This is a genomic window from Pseudoselenomonas ruminantium, from assembly GCF_900142515.1.
In the GTDB taxonomy this organism is placed as follows: Bacteria; Bacillota; Negativicutes; order Selenomonadales; family Selenomonadaceae; genus Selenomonas_A; species Selenomonas_A ruminantium_D.
The window spans coordinates 74,265-90,122 of sequence record NZ_FRBC01000012.1 but is presented as its reverse complement, the minus strand read 5'-3'; the positions used below and the strand labels follow the sequence as shown (position 1 = coordinate 90,122).

Here is a 15,858-nt window from a genome sequence, read left to right as displayed (position 1 = left end):
AAATCCTCCTCAAGATTAGGTACGTACATTGTACCATGTTATGGGCTCATTTAGGATTTCTCATTTTGACTTGTACTATTTATATTCTAACTCCATAAATTCTATAATTTAATGTATAGTGTCGTTTGGGGAGTATCGCCATTTCTAATTATCTATATAGCATTGATGCTGGCTACAATATCCAGGCGAACCTTAGTACTTAAGCATGGAGAATTAATCCAAGCAATCACAGTGCTGTTGTTATTGGTTGTTCCTCCACTATATGAAATGGTCTTATGGATAATATATGTTGGCTTATATTTTCTGCCGGGTAATAAAGAAAAAACTATCCAAGCATAAAGATTATACTAATTTTGAGAATGCTGTCGTATAATTAGAGGAGAAATAATATGTCAATAGATGAGAGTGATAAAGAAATATTGGGTTATACGCTTGATGGATTCTTTACAAAGTTATACAAGCGGTGCTAATGTATGAATAAGGAGGCAGTTTATGGAGAAGTCTTTTGTGTCGATATGGGCTGGGAATGTAGAAGATGAGGATTCTTTTTATGCTTATACAAGAATAGAATTTGATGATGATGATAATTATGTATGCGCGTTTGCCAAGGATTTTCAGATTGATCAAGATGACATTGATGAAGATTTTATAGAGGTGTACTGGAAAAGAGAGAAGTTATCTCCTGTTGAGCTCTTGGAAGGATGCTCATATTACGATAGTTTGAAAGATGAAGTAGGAAAATTTCAAGATAGAAACAAAACGTATAACTGCTTTGTCCTTTTCTATGACTATGAATATACAGGGCCTGTATGTGAAAGCCCTTCTGGATTAAGTTATCTTGGTGTATTTGAATATGAGAAGTGATTGGAATGAAAACAATGGATATACAGGATGTTGTTGAGTTTTTAATAACAGCAATAGAGATTGTTGCTATTGTTATCTTAATTAGTTTGGGAAACCGGAGACATTGGCCTTTGTTATGTTTGGATAATAAACTTGATAGGCAAAGTTTTATTTTTAGAGTGCTGCCGTTTTTTATATGTTTGCTTAGTGCATTGAAAATTGGTAATGCAGAATTATTCTTGATGATCTTTCCATTTTTAATAGTACTGAAAGGTATTATGTTTGCTGCGATAATTCAGCGTGGAAATAAAACGCAAATGAAAAGTCTGACTGTAGAAATGATGTTAGGCGCGGCTGTCGTTGCAGAACTATTGGACTTAGTGGATGCTAAGATATATTTATTGCTTTGTATAAGATTGCTTTTTGCTAAGGATAAAGCGTCAGACCGGCACAATGTCATAACAGCTTGAATGAAAATTGATTTTGGACGGTGAAGTGAATAGATGATACATATAGATTTTTCCAGAGAAAGCGTATGCATGGGGGATGATTATTACGCTGGAACATATAGCATGGAATTCGCGGAAGATGCAATGATGAAGGATTTAGTAACTGTAATCCTTCATGGCGGGCATGGAAATACATGGCCGGTTGCACGAGTCGCTTCCTGGCGGGAAGACTGGATAATTAAGACAAATGCTGGTATTCTGGCCGATATTCATGCAAAGTTTGGTGGCGAGTGGAGGGTTAACTATCAGGAGTTTACGGAAAACAGTCTGCTTAAAGACTGTGGTATTGTCTGGACATACGCAGAAAGGATTTCCTAGGGCGAATACAGCATATAGTGTTTTTTCACGGAGGTAGTTTTCTATGGCATATGAATCTCAATATAATCTTCGAGTACTGATTAATGATTTGGTAAGAATGGGATCATGGGATTTGGACGGAGAACATGGTCTTTCCTTTTATGTCGAAACCCCGGAGAGTAAATTCATTTTTGATTGCGGACATACCGGGGCAGCATGGGATAATGCTGAGAAAATGGGTGTGGATTTGTCGTTGGTGGATTTTGTAGCACTAAGCCATTCGCATTATGACCATGCTGGCGGCTTTCCATCTTTAGTGAAGCGTGTAAAACCAAAGGTACTTTATACCGGCCCTGATTTCTGGCAGGAAAAATATTCCCATGATTGTGAGAAGGATGAATATGTGTATAAAGGCTGTGGATTTACAGATGCTGATTTGGTAGATTGGAGAATAGAGCAACGGGAATGCCGGGATATGATAAAACTGGACAATTATGCATCTTTGTTTACTGGCTTTGAAATGCAAAATGATTTTGAAACTATCCCGGAAAAATTCGTGCGGGGGAAAGATAAAGCGCCTGATTCCTTTGATGATGAAATCTGTCTGCTGCTAAAAGAGGGGAATGGACTTGCCATGGTAGTAGGCTGTTCGCACCGGGGTATTGTAAATATGGTATCGGCAGTAAAAAAGCGGACAGGAATGACGGTTCTTCGCGTTGTGGGAGGTATTCATCTTGTGGGTGCCAGTGATGAACGTGTGAGCAAAACCTTTAAGGAACTTAGGAAGCTCGGGGTTGAATCATTCAATCTGTGTCATTGCTCAGTCGATAAGTGCCATACTTCAGGAGTGTGGCCGATGCATCTTGATACCATTGCCGGTGGCTCATCGATAATGATGGAACGGTGTGATGGTGTGCCACTTATGGCGGCCATTATCTATGATTCTCGAACTCATAATACGGAAAGAGCAGCTGCCTTTATTGCTGAAGGAGTACAGAAGGCTGGATTACAGCCTGCCTGTTTCAATATTGACGAAGCAGACCTTGAATACATAGAAGGTGCAGATTTGATTATTCTTGGCTCACCAACTTATATGGCTTCTGTTACTGCTAAAATGAAAATCTGGCTTGAGGAGAAAATGTCCAGACTTGAATTGTCAAACAAGCTCGGCGGAGCTTTTGCAACGGAGCAGTATGTCCATGGTGGTGGGGAAAATGCGATTCGGGAGATGCTGACCTTTATGATGGTGCAGGGAATGATGACCTATTCTGGGGGCAAATCCTATGGCAAGCCCATCATTCATCTGGGGCCTGTGGGCATGAGCCAGGATATAGAGTCCTTCAGGGATCTGTTTGTGGCTTATGGAGAGCGTATGGGGAAGCAGACTGTCTGGCTGGATTGAGTTTATCAAAATCTTATCAGCACCGTTACGGAAGAAGTAAAGAATGATGCAGAAATTCGTCTTATCGGTTTTGGTACCTTTAAGAAAAACCAGCGTGCTGCTCGCAAGGGGCGTAATCCGCAGACCGGCGAAGTAATTGACATTGCTGCAAGCGAAAGCCTGGCATTCAAATCCAGCGTTAAATATTAATCTCTAATGCAGTCAGCTGTCGATGTGGTAGTCAGCTTGATTTTGCTGTTGGTGCATGATACAATTCCATAAAGATGGCTATAACTTAGGGGCAAGGCTATGAAAAATGTTGACTGGAAGAAAGTCATTAAGGTACTGGCGAAAATTCAACAGACAGAAGGCAAAGATGATGGAGAATTAAATAAACTGCTGGACAAGTGGGAAGAAGTTTATGATGACGTATTTAAGGAGCCACTGAAGTGTTCGTTTTGCAATAAAACCCAGCATGAGGTAAAAAAGCTCATTGCCGGGCGTATATATTTGCGATGAATGCGTTGAGCTATGCTGTGAAATATTGGATGAGGAATCCCAGGATAAGGAGCATAATCATGGTGCACTGAAGAAAATCTGTAACCATAAACGGTGCTGTGACGATTAGGAGAGCAAAAAATGGAGAGCAAAATAGCAAAGCATATCTGCCTGAAGAATCACCCTGTTGCAGTACTTAGCGCAGATAGTATGCCGGAGCAGTCCATAGCTTTCAAGGAAGGCAAGTGGGGCTGTGTCGTGGCACTTATAAAAGCAGCCTCCCAAGGGAAGATTGCAGCTGCAGCAAAAGACACAACGGTATGTATGGGCGGACGTGCAGGCCTTGGATTCCAGGGCTATGAACATGGCTGGATTGAATACTTCCTGTCTACGGGAAATGATAAGATTCCGCACAGCGAATTTTATAAGAAGACGCCAGAGCTGGCCAAAATATTTACGGAAACCATCCCAAAAGTAGAGTCTCCTGCCTGTCTTGTATTCAAGCCCTTGGATATGGTGGGGGAAGATGAAAAGCCGGAGTGCATCATCTTTTTGGTTAATGCAGACCAGTTGTCCGGCCTGACCACCTTAGCCAATTACGATAGGATTAGCCAGAATAATGTACAGGTCAACTTTGCTTCCGGCTGTGGACAGGCTGTGCTGTATCCCTTGGCGGCAGAAGAAAAAGGAGAGAAGACATGCTACATAGGATTGACAGATCCATCTTCCCGTAAGGTTATCAGCAAAGAGCTGATGTCCTTCAGTATCCCCTATAGCCGGTTCGTGGAAATGGAGCAGGAAGCAGACGGCTGCTTCTTTGCTACGGACACATGGGAAGCGATTAAAAAGAGAATTTGAAGGAGTACCCAGAAATTGAAAGAAACAAAGGAAGTACAGGAGCAGCGAGAGCTGCTGAGCGCCAAATATCGCAGGGCGATACCGATGGCAGAAGAGATTTGGCATCATTTTAAGGATAACGAGTACAAAATCATTGCCTGCCCGGTTATTCATACGGAGACGAGGGAAATCTATTGCGTTTATCAGGCGCTGTATGGATCCTATGGTGTATACTGCCGGCCGCTGGATATGTTCATGAGTGAAGTGGATCATGAGAAATACCCAAAAGTCAGGCAGAAATATCGGTTTGAGCATAAAGAATAAATGTGGCAGGAGGGAAGGCTGTGCCCGAGAAGATTATTACAGAGAAGGATTGGAAACTATTTCGCAAGATGCTGCCGACTTGGCAGGAAAGATACATGGAGACGCTGATTAATGATTATGAAGCTATTTTGGTCAGCGCTGCTGATGCCTTTGACAAGTTCTGGAAATTGGAAAAACGCATAAGGAACGACAAGAAGAAATCCGGCGTGTGCGTTACAGAAATGAGCCGTTCGCAAATGTTTGCTAATATTATGGTGCTGTTGGATGAAAAGGTCATAACGTTGGATGATTTGGAAGGTTTTAGCGATTCCCTAAGGGAACGTATTGAATTTTTGCACAGATGAGGCTGCCGTAAAGACCTATATTCAGGAATATCTTGAGGCAAAAGAACAGGTGCTATTTTGCGCATCAATTACTGGGTGAAGGTAAAACGGTGATGAGTGGGGAGCTGCTGGCAGTATTGCAAGTGGTTCCCTATTTTTGCATATTATTCCCTTAAAGATTTACTTTCCCCTTAAATGTATATATAATATAAGGGAAAACATGGAGGTGTAAGGGAATGCGTCAGTTTAATTATAAAAAAATAAAGGAAATGACATGGGATTCCGAGATACTTGGCTATATTGCTGCTATCTACAAAGAGGCTGGGAAGCAGGAACTTTACCTGAAGCAGCGGCCGGAGGATTTAGAAAAACTAGTGGAGATAGCTAAGATTCAGAGTACGGAGGCATCTAATGCTATTGAGGGCATTGTGACTACCAGCACTCGCATCCGGCAGCTGGTAGAAGATAAAACAACTCCGAGAAACCGTGATGAGCAGGACATAGCCGGCTATCGTGATGTACTGAACATTATACATGAGAGTTTCGATGCCATCCCCATCACGCAGAATTTCATCTTACAGCTACATAAAATCATGTACAGTCATATGGGAAATTCCATGGGGGGACGAACCAAGAATGTGCAAAATTTTATAAGTGCTACATATCTAGATGGGCATACGGAAATACTGTTCACCCCGCTGCCTCCATTTGAAACGCCAGAGGCGTTGGATAAAATCTGCGCAGAGTACAATCTCGTAATCGGTAATGCAGAGGTAGAGCCGCTTATTGCCATCCCTATCTTCATTCATGACTTTCTTTGCATATACCCTTTTAACGATGGCAATGGGCGTATGAGCAGGTTGCTGACTACGCTTCTGTTATATCGCAGCGGTTTTTACGTTGGGAAATATGTATCGTTGGAAGCAAAAATAGCCAAGCATAAAGAAGATTATTATGATGCATTGAGACAGTCGCAGCATGGTTGGCATGAAGGGGAGGAAAATGTTGTTCCCTTTATAAAATATCTCTTGAGCACTATTATTGCTGCCTATAGAGACTTTGAGGATCGTTTCTCCCTCGTGGAGACGAAGCTTCCTGCCTTGGAGATGGTACGGAGAGCATCCATGAAAAAGCTGGGACGTTTTTCAAAACAGGATATAAGAGAACTGTGCCCGTCCCTCAGCCTGAGTTCTGTGGAAGGGGCACTCCGTAAACTGGTTAAAGAAGGATATCTGGGCAGGGAAGGAACAGGACGGTCTACCCGATATATACATCTGAAGTAATTATGCGGTGAGCCCGGAGTCTGTAAACATTTTGATGGTTCACATGAGACTTTCGATTACGGTAAACTATAATCAAAAAGAAATGGGCTGATGCATGATTTTGTCACTGCATCAGCCCTGTTTGTGTGTTTATCTGCTTACAGGTTATGTACGATTGACGAGGTAATCGGCTTATTTACATCGGCTAAGGGGGAAGAACTGTTTGGCAAGGAGGGAGCCGCCAGCATGGCTGAACATGCCAAGGAAGTCAAGGCACAGGGCAGCAAATATTGTGATTGCCCGGCCTGTGCTCCGGGTAAGGAACTCATGGATGCAGAAGCAGATACTGATTGCTAATCTGGCCGTTTATGCTGCCAGTAAGGCATTCTTGCTGTCATACAGTCGGGCTCTAAGTGTTGAACTTCAGGATTCTGGAATAAAGGTAACGGCAGTGTGTCCCTTCTGGATAAGGGATACAGAGTTTACAGAGAAAGCACTGGAAACGGATAGGCACCATGCATTCAGGGAAATGCCCGGGGCAACTAATGTGAAGCATGTTGCTAAAGTATCCCTAAGGGAAGCAAAGGCTGGCAAGGTCGTCTGTACGCCGGATCCTGTAAGCACGGTGCATCGTATAGTGGCATCTATATTGCCGCATTGGCTGCTGGCGAGGATTTGTAAATAATCGACGGATTTGAGTTGGGATAGGTATATATACAATTGCGTGATACATTTTAAGAGAATCTTAATTTTTGCATAGTATCATGGACAATCGGAGAGAAAAAATCTAGGAATAGATGCTCGAATAATTCAGAATCTGATTGAGGGGAAGTGAGCTTAATATAAATATGACATTAGAACAATACATGACAAAACTAAACGTACGAAAAAATAAGCATAATATTAATGGGGGATATGCCATCTCCGAAGAGTTAAGATACTTCCTGAATACGAAGATACTGCAACAACCTACACAGCTATACTATACAATAAAGTCAGTTTATCTACATTGGTGCTCATAAAAAACATATTGGGCCTACAAATATCTTCAAAGGACTTATTGGATAAATCAAAAAAGTGTCCAAGCATTCTAGGGACAGTTTCTCATAAGTCCATGAAAAAAGCAGATGATAAAACTTATGAATTCATAAAGAAATATGTACTATTCAACAAGTGTGATTGTTAAGGTAAGAAAGGGAAAGAATGGACGATAAATTTCAGCCGATAGTGCAGGAAGCTGTAGATTTAATTTGGAAGCATAATGATGCTAAAAGCCGTGAAAAGGGGCAGGCTATGCTGCGCAGGGCAGCGGAAGACGGAGATGCAGAAGCATGGGCATTGCTGTCCTTGACCTATTTGGGAGCGCCTTGGGTAGGGGAGAACAGCAATTTCGAGAAGGATATAGCAGAAGCCGAACACTGTTTGAAAAAGAGCCTGTCAGAAGGCAGTCCTGTAGGTTTGCTGGCGATTCTTGCAAGACGTGGCCTTTACCCTACGGAGGAATTTGATTTTTGGGATTATTGGGCCGATGAAAAAGAGACAGCAGTTGTAGAAATGGAAGAATATACTGAGGGCGATGGAAATGGAGAAGGCCTGGCAGCATATCTTTTGGGGATGGCTTATCTGCGGGGCGGTATTGATATACTGACGGGCAAAAGACTGGAGAAAAGAGAGCGGCAGCAGCTGGCGAAGCCTTTCCTGGAACATGCCCGGACTCAGGGTATAAGGTTGAATTGCAATCCGGAGGAGATGTCAAAGCCCGACGATTCGGATGCTGACTGGAGGTTAAAGCTTTGGCTGCAGAATGGCTTGGTTATTACCTTTGACCGCTATGATACAGAAGAATTCCAGACAGCATTGGAAATAATGGAAGACACCTATAAAGTCATAGAGCTATATCATGATAAGGATTACCTCTCTGTTCGGCAGACAGAAGATAATTATGAACTCCATGCTATGTTGAACGGCCAAGCTGCCTTGCGCAGGGAAGAGTCAAGTGAACAGGTTTTATGCCTCCTGCAGTCGTGGCATAAGGGGAAGACAGACCTTTCATCAGAGGATTGGCAGAATGATGACCAGGCAGTGCAGTACGTAAAGTGGCAACGGTATCTGGATAACGCGGAAGTTTGCAAAAATCGTGATGACATAGAAGAAATGGTAACGGCACTTAAACAGGCTGCTAATATGGACTGTGGAAAGGCTATGGTTCGCTTGGGGTGTTATCATCAGGAAAAAAGAGAAAAGGATGCTGCCAAACAGTGGTTTTTGCAGGCCATAAAAACGGAAGCGCATGATGATGTAAAAGATGCCTGTTATTATCTGGGCTGCTTGGAAGATGGCCCGTTGGCTGTGCAGTATTTGAAAAAAGCCGCTGAGATGGGAGCTGCTTCTGCTTGGGCAAAGCTGGGGAACTGTTATAGTCAGGGGATGGGGACTCCCATGGACAGCGAAAAGGCCATGACCTGTTACCAAAAAGGTGCAGACCTTGGGGACTATGAGGCTTTGTATGTGATGGCATGCAGCTGCCGGAGCGAAGGTGGAACGTGGCAGGATATACCGAAAGCAATATCCTGTTTGCGAAAGGTAGTATCCGAGGAAAACGATTGGCAAAATGAGGCACGTCTCTTACTGGCACAAGTATTTATGGCCCAGAATCCTGGGAAAAATGCCGACCGGGTAGAAAGCTTGCTGGCGGAAACCAAATACGCCAAATACTTCCCCGGCTGGCTGGAACTGGCCCATTACTATAAAGCGCATGGCAGAATCTATCAGTATGGCCAGGATATGGATGCCCTAATCAAAGCAGGCTATGAACCGGCCATAAAAGAAAAGGAAGATATGTATCGTGGCAGTGAATGGAGTATATTATTTTAAGAAGGATAGTGATGTTTCTAATGTATGATTGGGATGTAATAAATGCTATTGTTAGCGTAACAGAATTAGTCAATATGGTGGCAGATGAATTTGATGAAATACCAAAAGAAATCGTTGATGAATTGAATCGTCTTACGGGCAATTCGTGGGATTCTGATACTTATATTGAATATTGTTGTGAGTATTATGAATCCCCTAATAGTTTAGCGGAAGTAGTATATGCACTATTTCATGAAGGAGAATTTCCTCAAAATATTGAGCATACAGATGAATTGAATTCTAATTTGATTAAGTTTATATGTAAAGATTGATTAAATTTAAAAACATAATGCTGATGGAGTAGAAATTATGGAAGTGCAAATACAGCAGGAAATCTGTCCGCCACCGGATAGTCTTACTTTTGCGGATGTGGATTCTAAGCTGCTAAGGTGGATAGAGGCAGAACAAGCTATAGTCAGGGTCGTCAATGGATGGGAATGCCATAAAGATGATGTACAGAAGCAGAGAAAGGGGAGACGTTATCTGTTGGAAAAGCATGAGGCAGGCTCACGGCCTCAGTTGATAGATCAGATTATGAGCTTGGGAAGTTTGTCTCCTAACTCAGTTTGGGACATGTCAAAGGCCATCGAACTGGCAACCATCGGATATTTAGCGGGCTACCTGACTTTGCGGGAAGCGTTGAATGTTTCGGTTACTGCAGGTAAGCGTATACAGAAATGTACCAGCAGCTGGGAAAACATGGGAATGGCCTATCTTCGTTATCTGAAAACCTTTGAAGGCAACTCCGAAAGGCTGAGAGCCAGCGAGGCAGCCTTTGAACAACTAAGGAACTCCTTGGATTCTCCTTATAAAGCGGTGTCGTTTGAAATGGAACTAAAAAAGACCTGGTAAATAGGGCTGTGGATTATGAGAAAAGAGAGCAAATTACAGAAGTATATAATCAACAGGCGTGTGGCTGAAAAGCACAGCCGAGAAGAATGGCTTGACGTTCAAAGACAACACAATGTTAAATTCCCCAGTGATTATATTGAGTTCGTTGATTCATATGGCATCGGTGCGATAGATAACTTTCTTTGGATTCTTAGTCCGTGGACAGATAATGATAATTTAAATTTCTTTATTAATATGAAAAAGTCCATGTGGGCTTATCAATATTTACATGAAGAGTCACCAGAAGATTATCCATTTGAGCTCTATCCTGCTGCAGATGGACTCCTTCCATTTGGTTTGACAGATAATGGTGATGAGTTATACTGGCAGAATACAGATGATAATCCAAATTTGTGGAAGCTGATTATATATGAAAGCAGATCAACTGTATATTACGAATACAATCTTTCCTTCACTGATTTTCTTGTAGGACTGTTCGTAGGAGATATTTCTTGTGAGATTTTACCAGAGGAATGGCCCGAGTACAAGAGAGTAATATTTATACCATGTTTAGATGCTGCAGGAGAGGAAAAACAGAAATTGACCACTTTACTAAAAAGGGAATTGAATATGAATATCGAAAAGAACGAGGAAATATTAAAGAATACATGCAAATTAAGAAATGAGTATGAAGTAGAGTTGTTTGAAAAAGCCATTGAGGAGATTTGTTCCACACAAAGAGCAGAGTATGTACTTAATTTATGTTCAGGCTTTGATGACGATACGGAAGATGAAGAGGTCATGTTTGGTCTCGTCCATGCCGTGGAGGAGCTAGGAGGAGATGATGGCCTGTATTGGACAGCTATGGGGCTAGAGAGAATGTGGAGAAATAAAGAGTGGTGTAAGATACTGCTCTATAGGATACTTAACTCTGATGCGGATAGAATAAAATATCCGGAAGTGATAAACAGGCTTCCTTGGCGGGAAAGAGACCGGAATATATCCTTATTAGCGGATATCCTCCATGAAGATAAAGAAGTGTTTGCCGACAAGATAGATGAGGTTTTAAAAGATTGTTCTGTGGTATATCAGATAAACAAGTACCCAAATGGTGAGATAATGGTTATTTATGACCGAAATGGAGCTGTATGGAATGGTAAACTGGATACGATATATGAGTCAGATAATGGGCTGGATGATGGTGAAAGCGGGTATGAAGAATATCATGCCTGTTTGTTTAAGGTTATAGATGTTATAAAACCTGGTAAAAACAGCATAAAGGTAAATGATTGGGTAGAAATAAGTCGTCTTAATCCGCCTGAGCAGATTTTTGATTCAAAAGGCCTGCAAATATGGGGACAGTCAAGGGAGGATAGACAGTGCTAGACCTAGAAAAGCGTGAAATGATCCTCCAAGGAATTGAAGCCGTTATAAAAGATATGGAAAACAGGTATTCATTTATAGAATTGGAAGGCGGTATTCTTAATCTAATATATGTGAGATACAAAAAGGCCTATGAAATAATAAAACAACATAAGGAAGATGATTCGATAATTTATATAAGTGGTGGAGGTCGTGCATATTTGGATTCGTATAGTGACTGGGATAATCCGTTGCTAGGTAAAATGTGGGATGTTGAGAAATTATATGATAAATACGTTATGAAGCATCCTAAAACAAAATGATTATGCAGGTAACAATTATGGCGAATAATGAATATAAACATTTAATTAGCAATTACGATGTACGGAGTACTGTAAAGTATAAAGGGAATAAGATAATCTTATTAAAACCGATTTCTATGCAAGTGCCAGTTGATAACGTGTTTTGTTTAGATGCTGACAATAATATAATTTGGCAGGTGGAGGATTTGAGGGAGAAATATCCTCATGATAGGAAAATGCCGTATGAAAATATGTTTTATCATGATGGCATTTTAACAGTATCTACTTTTATAGGCGTGGGGTACGATATTAATCCTGATGGTGGTATGATTATCAGATCACATATTGTGAAATGAGTAAATCTATAATAGTTGTGTTGATAGATTGTATTATACCTATTTGATGTTATATGAAATACTTAGATAGGAAACTAATAGAAACTTTGGACTCATATTCTTTCGATGAGGATATCGTAAAATGGGTTACAAGGTTGGAAGATGAATTTGATGTAAATGATTTGCTGGCTTTAAGTGATGCTGTATGCCAAGAAGGAGCATGTAAGGAACTGGCATTTGCGGTCCTCCCCTTTATGTTACGCTTAAGCGAAGATGTTTCAGAGGAAAATAAGCTACATTTATTCGTAGAGTCTGCAATGATTTACGCATACAGCTATGAAATCGAGGATAAAATCCCGGATAATTTAATGTGTTGTTTAAAAGAGACAGTAAGTATAGAAATAAGATTCTGGAATATTATTTAGCAAATTCCTTTGAATTGACAGATGAATACTATCTGGTAGCCGCAATCATGACATTTTATAATCAAAAATGGGGCGCTTCTATACTATATGGGAATTTGTTTCCCTATGAAAGTGAGATAGAATTGGATTGTTGTTGCCCTAATTTACATGATATTGTCCTGTATGTTAATGATGACGGCATCTGTTGTCTTGGTGAGCAGCCAGCAACTAACAGATCGGCTAGTAATGTGATGGAATTAAGTCCAAAAGAGGATAAGTCAAATATCCAAGAATTGTTGGACGTGATTAACAAAGTACTTGTTGATAAAGGCCTGCATACATTAAAACAGTTCGAGGAAATAAGTGAATCAGAAGCCGGTGTAGTGTTTATTGTAATGGGAACTATGTTGATGTATGCAGGATATAACGGGCAGGCAAAAAGGTATTATTATATGTTGAATAGCATTGAATGTCCTGTCTGTCATCAGAAATTTATCCCTGCAGAACAATGGGGGCGTTGAAAATGAATGTTCATGACAGTATGGTGGTGAGGTATAGTGCTGATTTGGAAAATGAAACCTTTGCTATGTACCTGAAGCCTGATACGGAAGAAGGGGTTAAAGAAGTAAATTTTGAAGGTGTGTTAGCTCATTGGTTTGAGTATGTTGCTTCATGGAATGTTTTATATGATATTGAAGAACTTGATGTTAAAACATTTACATCATATTTTAAGAAAGTTCTATTAGAGGGGAAAAGTGATGGCAGTGCAGCCGTAAAATTTCAAGGGGAGTTTATTGCTGCAGCAGATTGGGTCAGCGATTCGGCAAAGAGAGAAGAGCTCTTTCATAGAACGCCGGGCTACATATCCATTCAGGATGTGTACTGGCTGGCTTGTTGTGATGATTATTGTCAGTTTTTGCGCTATGTGGATGATATCAATGACCTAGATGAATTAGGCTGCCAAGAGGAGTTGCTACAGGAATATGCACAGCGTAAAGATTCGCATCCTCTTGACTTTGTGCGGAAATACCTGCATCGGGATTGGGATGTGCGCGGCTATTTGTTTAAGTGCATGCATTGTGGGAAATATCATCTGTGGGTGGATGTAGATTAGAGGCCTTTTCTCTGTTATATTATTGGCAAGAGAGTATAATGATTCAGTTATTAAAGCGTTTGATTTCAATATTTGACAATAAAGATTAAAGGAAATTGCTCTTTTTGGATAAAGGATACAGAGCTCACGGAGAAAGTAAGGGATACGGAGAAGAATCTTGCATAATAGGAACGGATGCTTGTAGGTTAATATTATTATGAGAGAAGGCTAATGATTTTATGGAAGATGCATGGAATAAAGCTGTAAATTGGCTTGGAGAGAAAAAGTGGAGAGGCTACTGTTTTGGATTTATGTTTTCATATATAGTACAGGTTTTTACAATGGTGTTTAGGCGGGGAGATACATCTTGGTATGCGTTTGATCCGCTTAGATTGTTAAACTTTGTTTTGGCATATGTTATAGGGTTAACATTATATGGTTCAGTTCATAAATACGATAAAGAGTATATGAAAAATAGAATGATGAATGTGTTCATTGCCTTGGGGATAATCATCTTCCTTGCAGTTGTTATAGATTTAAATTGTCATTTGGGACTACTTATGTGGATTTAGAGAGTATGAAAAAATCTCTGTAAATGAATTTTCCTCGAAAACATAAGGTCTTCTATGATAAACTATAATCAAATCATAGGAGGCCTTTTATCATGGCAAGACAGAAAAAAGAGATTCACAAAGTAGAAATGACCGATGGCAAGCGTGCCATCATCCAGCAGTTGTTCCAAGAGTACAACATCGAGAGCGCTACTGATATCCAAGACGCCCTGAAAGACTTGCTGGGCGGCACCATCAAGCAAATGATGGAAACGGAAATGGATGAGCATGAACCGGTTAGGCTGGCCGTATGAAGTGCGGGAATTCTGGGTATATTAAGCTCGGAAAGAAGTTGATTAATCGATTTAGCAGTGGCTTTTAATAAAAAGCTAATAGAATTATAATGAAATTCTAATTGAGATGGTTTATTATTTAACATGTTGTGTCGAGAATAAAGCAACAACATGTTTATTTGCCGATGGGGGCACCATGCCATGGGGATTTAACCATGGTATGGTGCTTTTTTGCGTGCATGAATCAGTTGGGAGGACGGAGCATTGAAAGGTAAATTTGAGAGTGTGGGAAGGTTATTATCTGTTGTACTATTGATAACTGGAATTATGGGGATGGCCGGTTGTGGCATACACTCAGATGCAGATGAAAGTCATCTCCTAGGCAAAAAGGCAGAGTCAGGAGACGGATATGAGTTGCGTACTGTGGAGTACGCCCAAACAGATGGGAAAAAGATGAAGGTAGAACTGCCCTTTGAATTGGAAAAAGATAACACTGAGGAAGGCGTTAGTGGCTGGAGAGAGGATTCTTACAGCCATTATGATTATGATAGATTCTTATCTATAGAAATGGTTCATGTTAGCGGCTGGAGGCCGGGGCGTGTATTTGATATGGAAGGGTTCCTCAAAGTAAGTTTTGTTGATCCAGAAGGACTTAAGGTCACGGTGAAGGACAGGGGAACAAGGGCGGTCAATGGACTAAAAATGACTTATCTGGATGTGCAGTTGCTGGATGAGGAGAATGGCAGCCAGCGTCCAGCCAGACTGTTGAACCTTGGCTTTTTCGGTGGCGAAGGTGAATTCTGGGCTATTTCATACTTTGCATACGAAGATGACAAGCTCGGGCAGAAGATGATAGAAAAATCCATTGAGTCAATAAAAGTTGAATAAATTCAAGCTGAAATGATAAGATTGAAAATTGTGGCTCAAGAAAGAATATAACATGAAAGAGGAGAGAGTTAAATGTTTGATTTTTCATGGGTGAAAGAGTGTTCATGCATCGATGATTGTAACAGAGTACATGAAGATGAATATGTTCATAGTTTTCACAGTTTAAGCATTGATGATATTGTAAAGCAAGAAAAAAGACTAGGGTGTGCGTTTCCTCCAGAATTGAGAGAATTCTATCTACAAATAGGTTGGGGAATGTTATGCTTCAAAGATAAAGAAGCACTAAATGAGATTATCGATCCAGAACAACTTACAGATATAATTATAAAAGAAGGCTATTATGAAGGTTGGCAGGATGATAATATAGAACAATGGGATAGAAAACGAATGTTCCCTTTCTTTTATACCATAGATCAAATATATTTTTGTTTGGATTTAACGCGAAAGGATAAGGATGGTCGTAGCCCAGTTGTAGATCCTAACGAATGGGGAAAAGGGTATACTCCAATAGCTGACTCTATTGATGATTTTATAAGAAAAATGACTCTAAAAACAAATTATTATTATGATATATTTGAAGAACTATAAATAATGATATAATAATTTCATACA

23 protein-coding genes and 2 pseudogenes are annotated in these 15,858 nt (G+C 40.5%); all 25 read left to right on the top strand.

The window, feature by feature from the left end; all coding sequences use genetic code 11:
• Positions 1 to 492 precede the first annotated feature (492 nt).
• The 25 genes and pseudogenes from BUB68_RS07730 (at position 493) to BUB68_RS07605 (ending at position 15,834) form a co-directional block, all read left to right on the top strand.
• Positions 493 to 864, top strand: coding sequence for an immunity 22 family protein (locus BUB68_RS07730; protein WP_073089745.1), 372 nt, complete (start codon positions 493 to 495; stop codon positions 862 to 864).
• 5 nt (positions 865 to 869) lie between these two features.
• Complete coding sequence (locus BUB68_RS07725) at positions 870 to 1,313, top strand: hypothetical protein (RefSeq protein WP_073089744.1); 444 nt, start codon at positions 870 to 872, stop codon at positions 1,311 to 1,313.
• A 69-nt stretch (positions 1,314 to 1,382) separates the two neighbouring features.
• Positions 1,383 to 1,670, top strand: a complete 288-nt coding sequence (locus tag BUB68_RS07720; RefSeq protein ID WP_073089743.1) for a hypothetical protein — start codon at positions 1,383 to 1,385, stop codon at positions 1,668 to 1,670.
• A 43-nt stretch (positions 1,671 to 1,713) separates the two neighbouring features.
• Complete coding sequence (locus BUB68_RS15590) at positions 1,714 to 3,051, top strand: MBL fold metallo-hydrolase (RefSeq protein WP_256625826.1); 1,338 nt, start codon at positions 1,714 to 1,716, stop codon at positions 3,049 to 3,051.
• Between the two features lie 15 nt (positions 3,052 to 3,066).
• Complete coding sequence (locus tag BUB68_RS14870) at positions 3,067 to 3,240, top strand: HU family DNA-binding protein (RefSeq protein ID WP_371914852.1); 174 nt, start codon at positions 3,067 to 3,069, stop codon at positions 3,238 to 3,240.
• A 99-nt stretch (positions 3,241 to 3,339) separates the two neighbouring features.
• Positions 3,340 to 3,658, top strand: a pseudogene (locus tag BUB68_RS15890) (ClpX C4-type zinc finger protein).
• Positions 3,659 to 3,669: 11 nt separating this feature from the next.
• Positions 3,670 to 4,386, top strand: a complete 717-nt coding sequence (locus BUB68_RS07695; RefSeq protein WP_073089741.1) for a DUF169 domain-containing protein — start codon at positions 3,670 to 3,672, stop codon at positions 4,384 to 4,386.
• Between the two features lie 15 nt (positions 4,387 to 4,401).
• The gene (locus BUB68_RS07690; RefSeq protein ID WP_073089739.1) at positions 4,402 to 4,689 is read left to right on the top strand and encodes a DUF1653 domain-containing protein; all 288 of its coding nucleotides are present in this window, start codon (positions 4,402 to 4,404) and stop codon (positions 4,687 to 4,689) included.
• Between the two features lie 20 nt (positions 4,690 to 4,709).
• Positions 4,710 to 5,033 (top strand): multidrug transporter, encoded by a 324-nt coding sequence (locus BUB68_RS07685; RefSeq protein ID WP_081371906.1) that lies wholly within the window; start codon positions 4,710 to 4,712, stop codon positions 5,031 to 5,033.
• Positions 5,034 to 5,248: 215 nt separating this feature from the next.
• A complete protein-coding gene (locus BUB68_RS07680) occupies positions 5,249 to 6,295 on the top strand; it encodes a Fic family protein (protein WP_073089737.1) in 1,047 nt (348 codons plus the stop codon).
• A 90-nt stretch (positions 6,296 to 6,385) separates the two neighbouring features.
• Positions 6,386 to 6,631 carry a hypothetical protein gene (locus BUB68_RS07675; RefSeq protein ID WP_178139489.1) on the top strand — a complete coding sequence of 82 codons (246 nt, stop codon included), beginning with the start codon at positions 6,386 to 6,388 and terminating at the stop codon, positions 6,629 to 6,631.
• On the top strand, positions 6,606 to 6,959 hold the full coding sequence (locus tag BUB68_RS07670) for an SDR family oxidoreductase (protein ID WP_256625825.1): 354 nt from the start codon (positions 6,606 to 6,608) through the stop codon (positions 6,957 to 6,959). Before BUB68_RS07675 ends, BUB68_RS07670 begins: the two co-directional genes overlap by 26 nt.
• A gap of 518 nt (positions 6,960 to 7,477) precedes the next feature.
• A complete protein-coding gene (locus BUB68_RS07665) occupies positions 7,478 to 9,148 on the top strand; it encodes a tetratricopeptide repeat protein (RefSeq protein ID WP_073089735.1) in 1,671 nt (556 codons plus the stop codon).
• A gap of 20 nt (positions 9,149 to 9,168) precedes the next feature.
• The gene (locus BUB68_RS07660; RefSeq protein ID WP_143188114.1) at positions 9,169 to 9,459 is read left to right on the top strand and encodes a hypothetical protein; all 291 of its coding nucleotides are present in this window, start codon (positions 9,169 to 9,171) and stop codon (positions 9,457 to 9,459) included.
• A 37-nt stretch (positions 9,460 to 9,496) separates the two neighbouring features.
• Positions 9,497 to 10,039, top strand: coding sequence for a DUF1266 domain-containing protein (locus BUB68_RS07655; protein ID WP_073089731.1), 543 nt, complete (start codon positions 9,497 to 9,499; stop codon positions 10,037 to 10,039).
• Positions 10,040 to 10,054: 15 nt separating this feature from the next.
• The gene (locus tag BUB68_RS07650) at positions 10,055 to 11,404 is read left to right on the top strand and encodes an Imm30 family immunity protein (RefSeq protein WP_073089729.1); all 1,350 of its coding nucleotides are present in this window, start codon (positions 10,055 to 10,057) and stop codon (positions 11,402 to 11,404) included.
• The gene (locus BUB68_RS07645) at positions 11,398 to 11,703 is read left to right on the top strand and encodes a hypothetical protein (protein WP_081371905.1); all 306 of its coding nucleotides are present in this window, start codon (positions 11,398 to 11,400) and stop codon (positions 11,701 to 11,703) included. Before BUB68_RS07650 ends, BUB68_RS07645 begins: the two co-directional genes overlap by 7 nt.
• A gap of 17 nt (positions 11,704 to 11,720) precedes the next feature.
• Entirely contained in the window at positions 11,721 to 12,038 is a 318-nt protein-coding gene (locus BUB68_RS07640; RefSeq protein WP_143188113.1) for a DUF7957 family protein, read from the top strand.
• 134 nt (positions 12,039 to 12,172) lie between these two features.
• Positions 12,173 to 12,442: a hypothetical protein gene (locus BUB68_RS07635; protein ID WP_143188112.1), complete on the top strand. Its 270-nt coding sequence runs from the start codon at positions 12,173 to 12,175 to the stop codon at positions 12,440 to 12,442.
• Between the two features lie 47 nt (positions 12,443 to 12,489).
• Positions 12,490 to 12,942 carry a hypothetical protein gene (locus BUB68_RS07630; protein WP_143188111.1) on the top strand — a complete coding sequence of 151 codons (453 nt, stop codon included), beginning with the start codon at positions 12,490 to 12,492 and terminating at the stop codon, positions 12,940 to 12,942.
• Positions 12,943 to 12,944: 2 nt separating this feature from the next.
• Entirely contained in the window at positions 12,945 to 13,535 is a 591-nt protein-coding gene (locus BUB68_RS15580; RefSeq protein WP_256625824.1) for a CbrC family protein, read from the top strand.
• A 218-nt stretch (positions 13,536 to 13,753) separates the two neighbouring features.
• Positions 13,754 to 14,086 (top strand): hypothetical protein, encoded by a 333-nt coding sequence (locus BUB68_RS07620; protein ID WP_073089721.1) that lies wholly within the window; start codon positions 13,754 to 13,756, stop codon positions 14,084 to 14,086.
• Positions 14,087 to 14,178: 92 nt separating this feature from the next.
• A pseudogene (locus BUB68_RS07615) lies at positions 14,179 to 14,355 on the top strand (IS256 family transposase); the annotation flags it as partial.
• 267 nt (positions 14,356 to 14,622) lie between these two features.
• Positions 14,623 to 15,246, top strand: a complete 624-nt coding sequence (locus BUB68_RS07610; RefSeq protein WP_073089717.1) for a hypothetical protein — start codon at positions 14,623 to 14,625, stop codon at positions 15,244 to 15,246.
• A gap of 72 nt (positions 15,247 to 15,318) precedes the next feature.
• Positions 15,319 to 15,834: an SMI1/KNR4 family protein gene (locus BUB68_RS07605; RefSeq protein WP_072305346.1), complete on the top strand. Its 516-nt coding sequence runs from the start codon at positions 15,319 to 15,321 to the stop codon at positions 15,832 to 15,834.
• Positions 15,835 to 15,858 lie beyond the last annotated feature (24 nt).

Coding starts and splice junctions, on each gene's coding strand:
- BUB68_RS07680 (WP_073089737.1), top strand. CDS start 5,249: ATGCGTCAGTTTAATTATAAAAAAATAAAGGAAATGACATGGGATTCC.
- BUB68_RS07725 (WP_073089744.1), top strand. CDS start 870: ATGAAAACAATGGATATACAGGATGTTGTTGAGTTTTTAATAACAGCA.
- BUB68_RS07650 (WP_073089729.1), top strand. CDS start 10,055: ATGAGAAAAGAGAGCAAATTACAGAAGTATATAATCAACAGGCGTGTG.
- BUB68_RS07730 (WP_073089745.1), top strand. CDS start 493: ATGGAGAAGTCTTTTGTGTCGATATGGGCTGGGAATGTAGAAGATGAG.
- BUB68_RS07665 (WP_073089735.1), top strand. CDS start 7,478: ATGGACGATAAATTTCAGCCGATAGTGCAGGAAGCTGTAGATTTAATT.
- BUB68_RS07605 (WP_072305346.1), top strand. CDS start 15,319: ATGTTTGATTTTTCATGGGTGAAAGAGTGTTCATGCATCGATGATTGT.
- BUB68_RS07675 (WP_178139489.1), top strand. CDS start 6,386: ATGCATGATTTTGTCACTGCATCAGCCCTGTTTGTGTGTTTATCTGCT.
- BUB68_RS15580 (WP_256625824.1), top strand. CDS start 12,945: ATGAATGTTCATGACAGTATGGTGGTGAGGTATAGTGCTGATTTGGAA.
- BUB68_RS07670 (WP_256625825.1), top strand. CDS start 6,606: ATGCAGAAGCAGATACTGATTGCTAATCTGGCCGTTTATGCTGCCAGT.
- BUB68_RS07640 (WP_143188113.1), top strand. CDS start 11,721: ATGGCGAATAATGAATATAAACATTTAATTAGCAATTACGATGTACGG.
- BUB68_RS07655 (WP_073089731.1), top strand. CDS start 9,497: ATGGAAGTGCAAATACAGCAGGAAATCTGTCCGCCACCGGATAGTCTT.
- BUB68_RS07630 (WP_143188111.1), top strand. CDS start 12,490: ATGACATTTTATAATCAAAAATGGGGCGCTTCTATACTATATGGGAAT.
- BUB68_RS07660 (WP_143188114.1), top strand. CDS start 9,169: ATGTATGATTGGGATGTAATAAATGCTATTGTTAGCGTAACAGAATTA.
- BUB68_RS07720 (WP_073089743.1), top strand. CDS start 1,383: ATGGGGGATGATTATTACGCTGGAACATATAGCATGGAATTCGCGGAA.
- BUB68_RS07695 (WP_073089741.1), top strand. CDS start 3,670: ATGGAGAGCAAAATAGCAAAGCATATCTGCCTGAAGAATCACCCTGTT.
- BUB68_RS15590 (WP_256625826.1), top strand. CDS start 1,714: ATGGCATATGAATCTCAATATAATCTTCGAGTACTGATTAATGATTTG.
- BUB68_RS07620 (WP_073089721.1), top strand. CDS start 13,754: ATGGAAGATGCATGGAATAAAGCTGTAAATTGGCTTGGAGAGAAAAAG.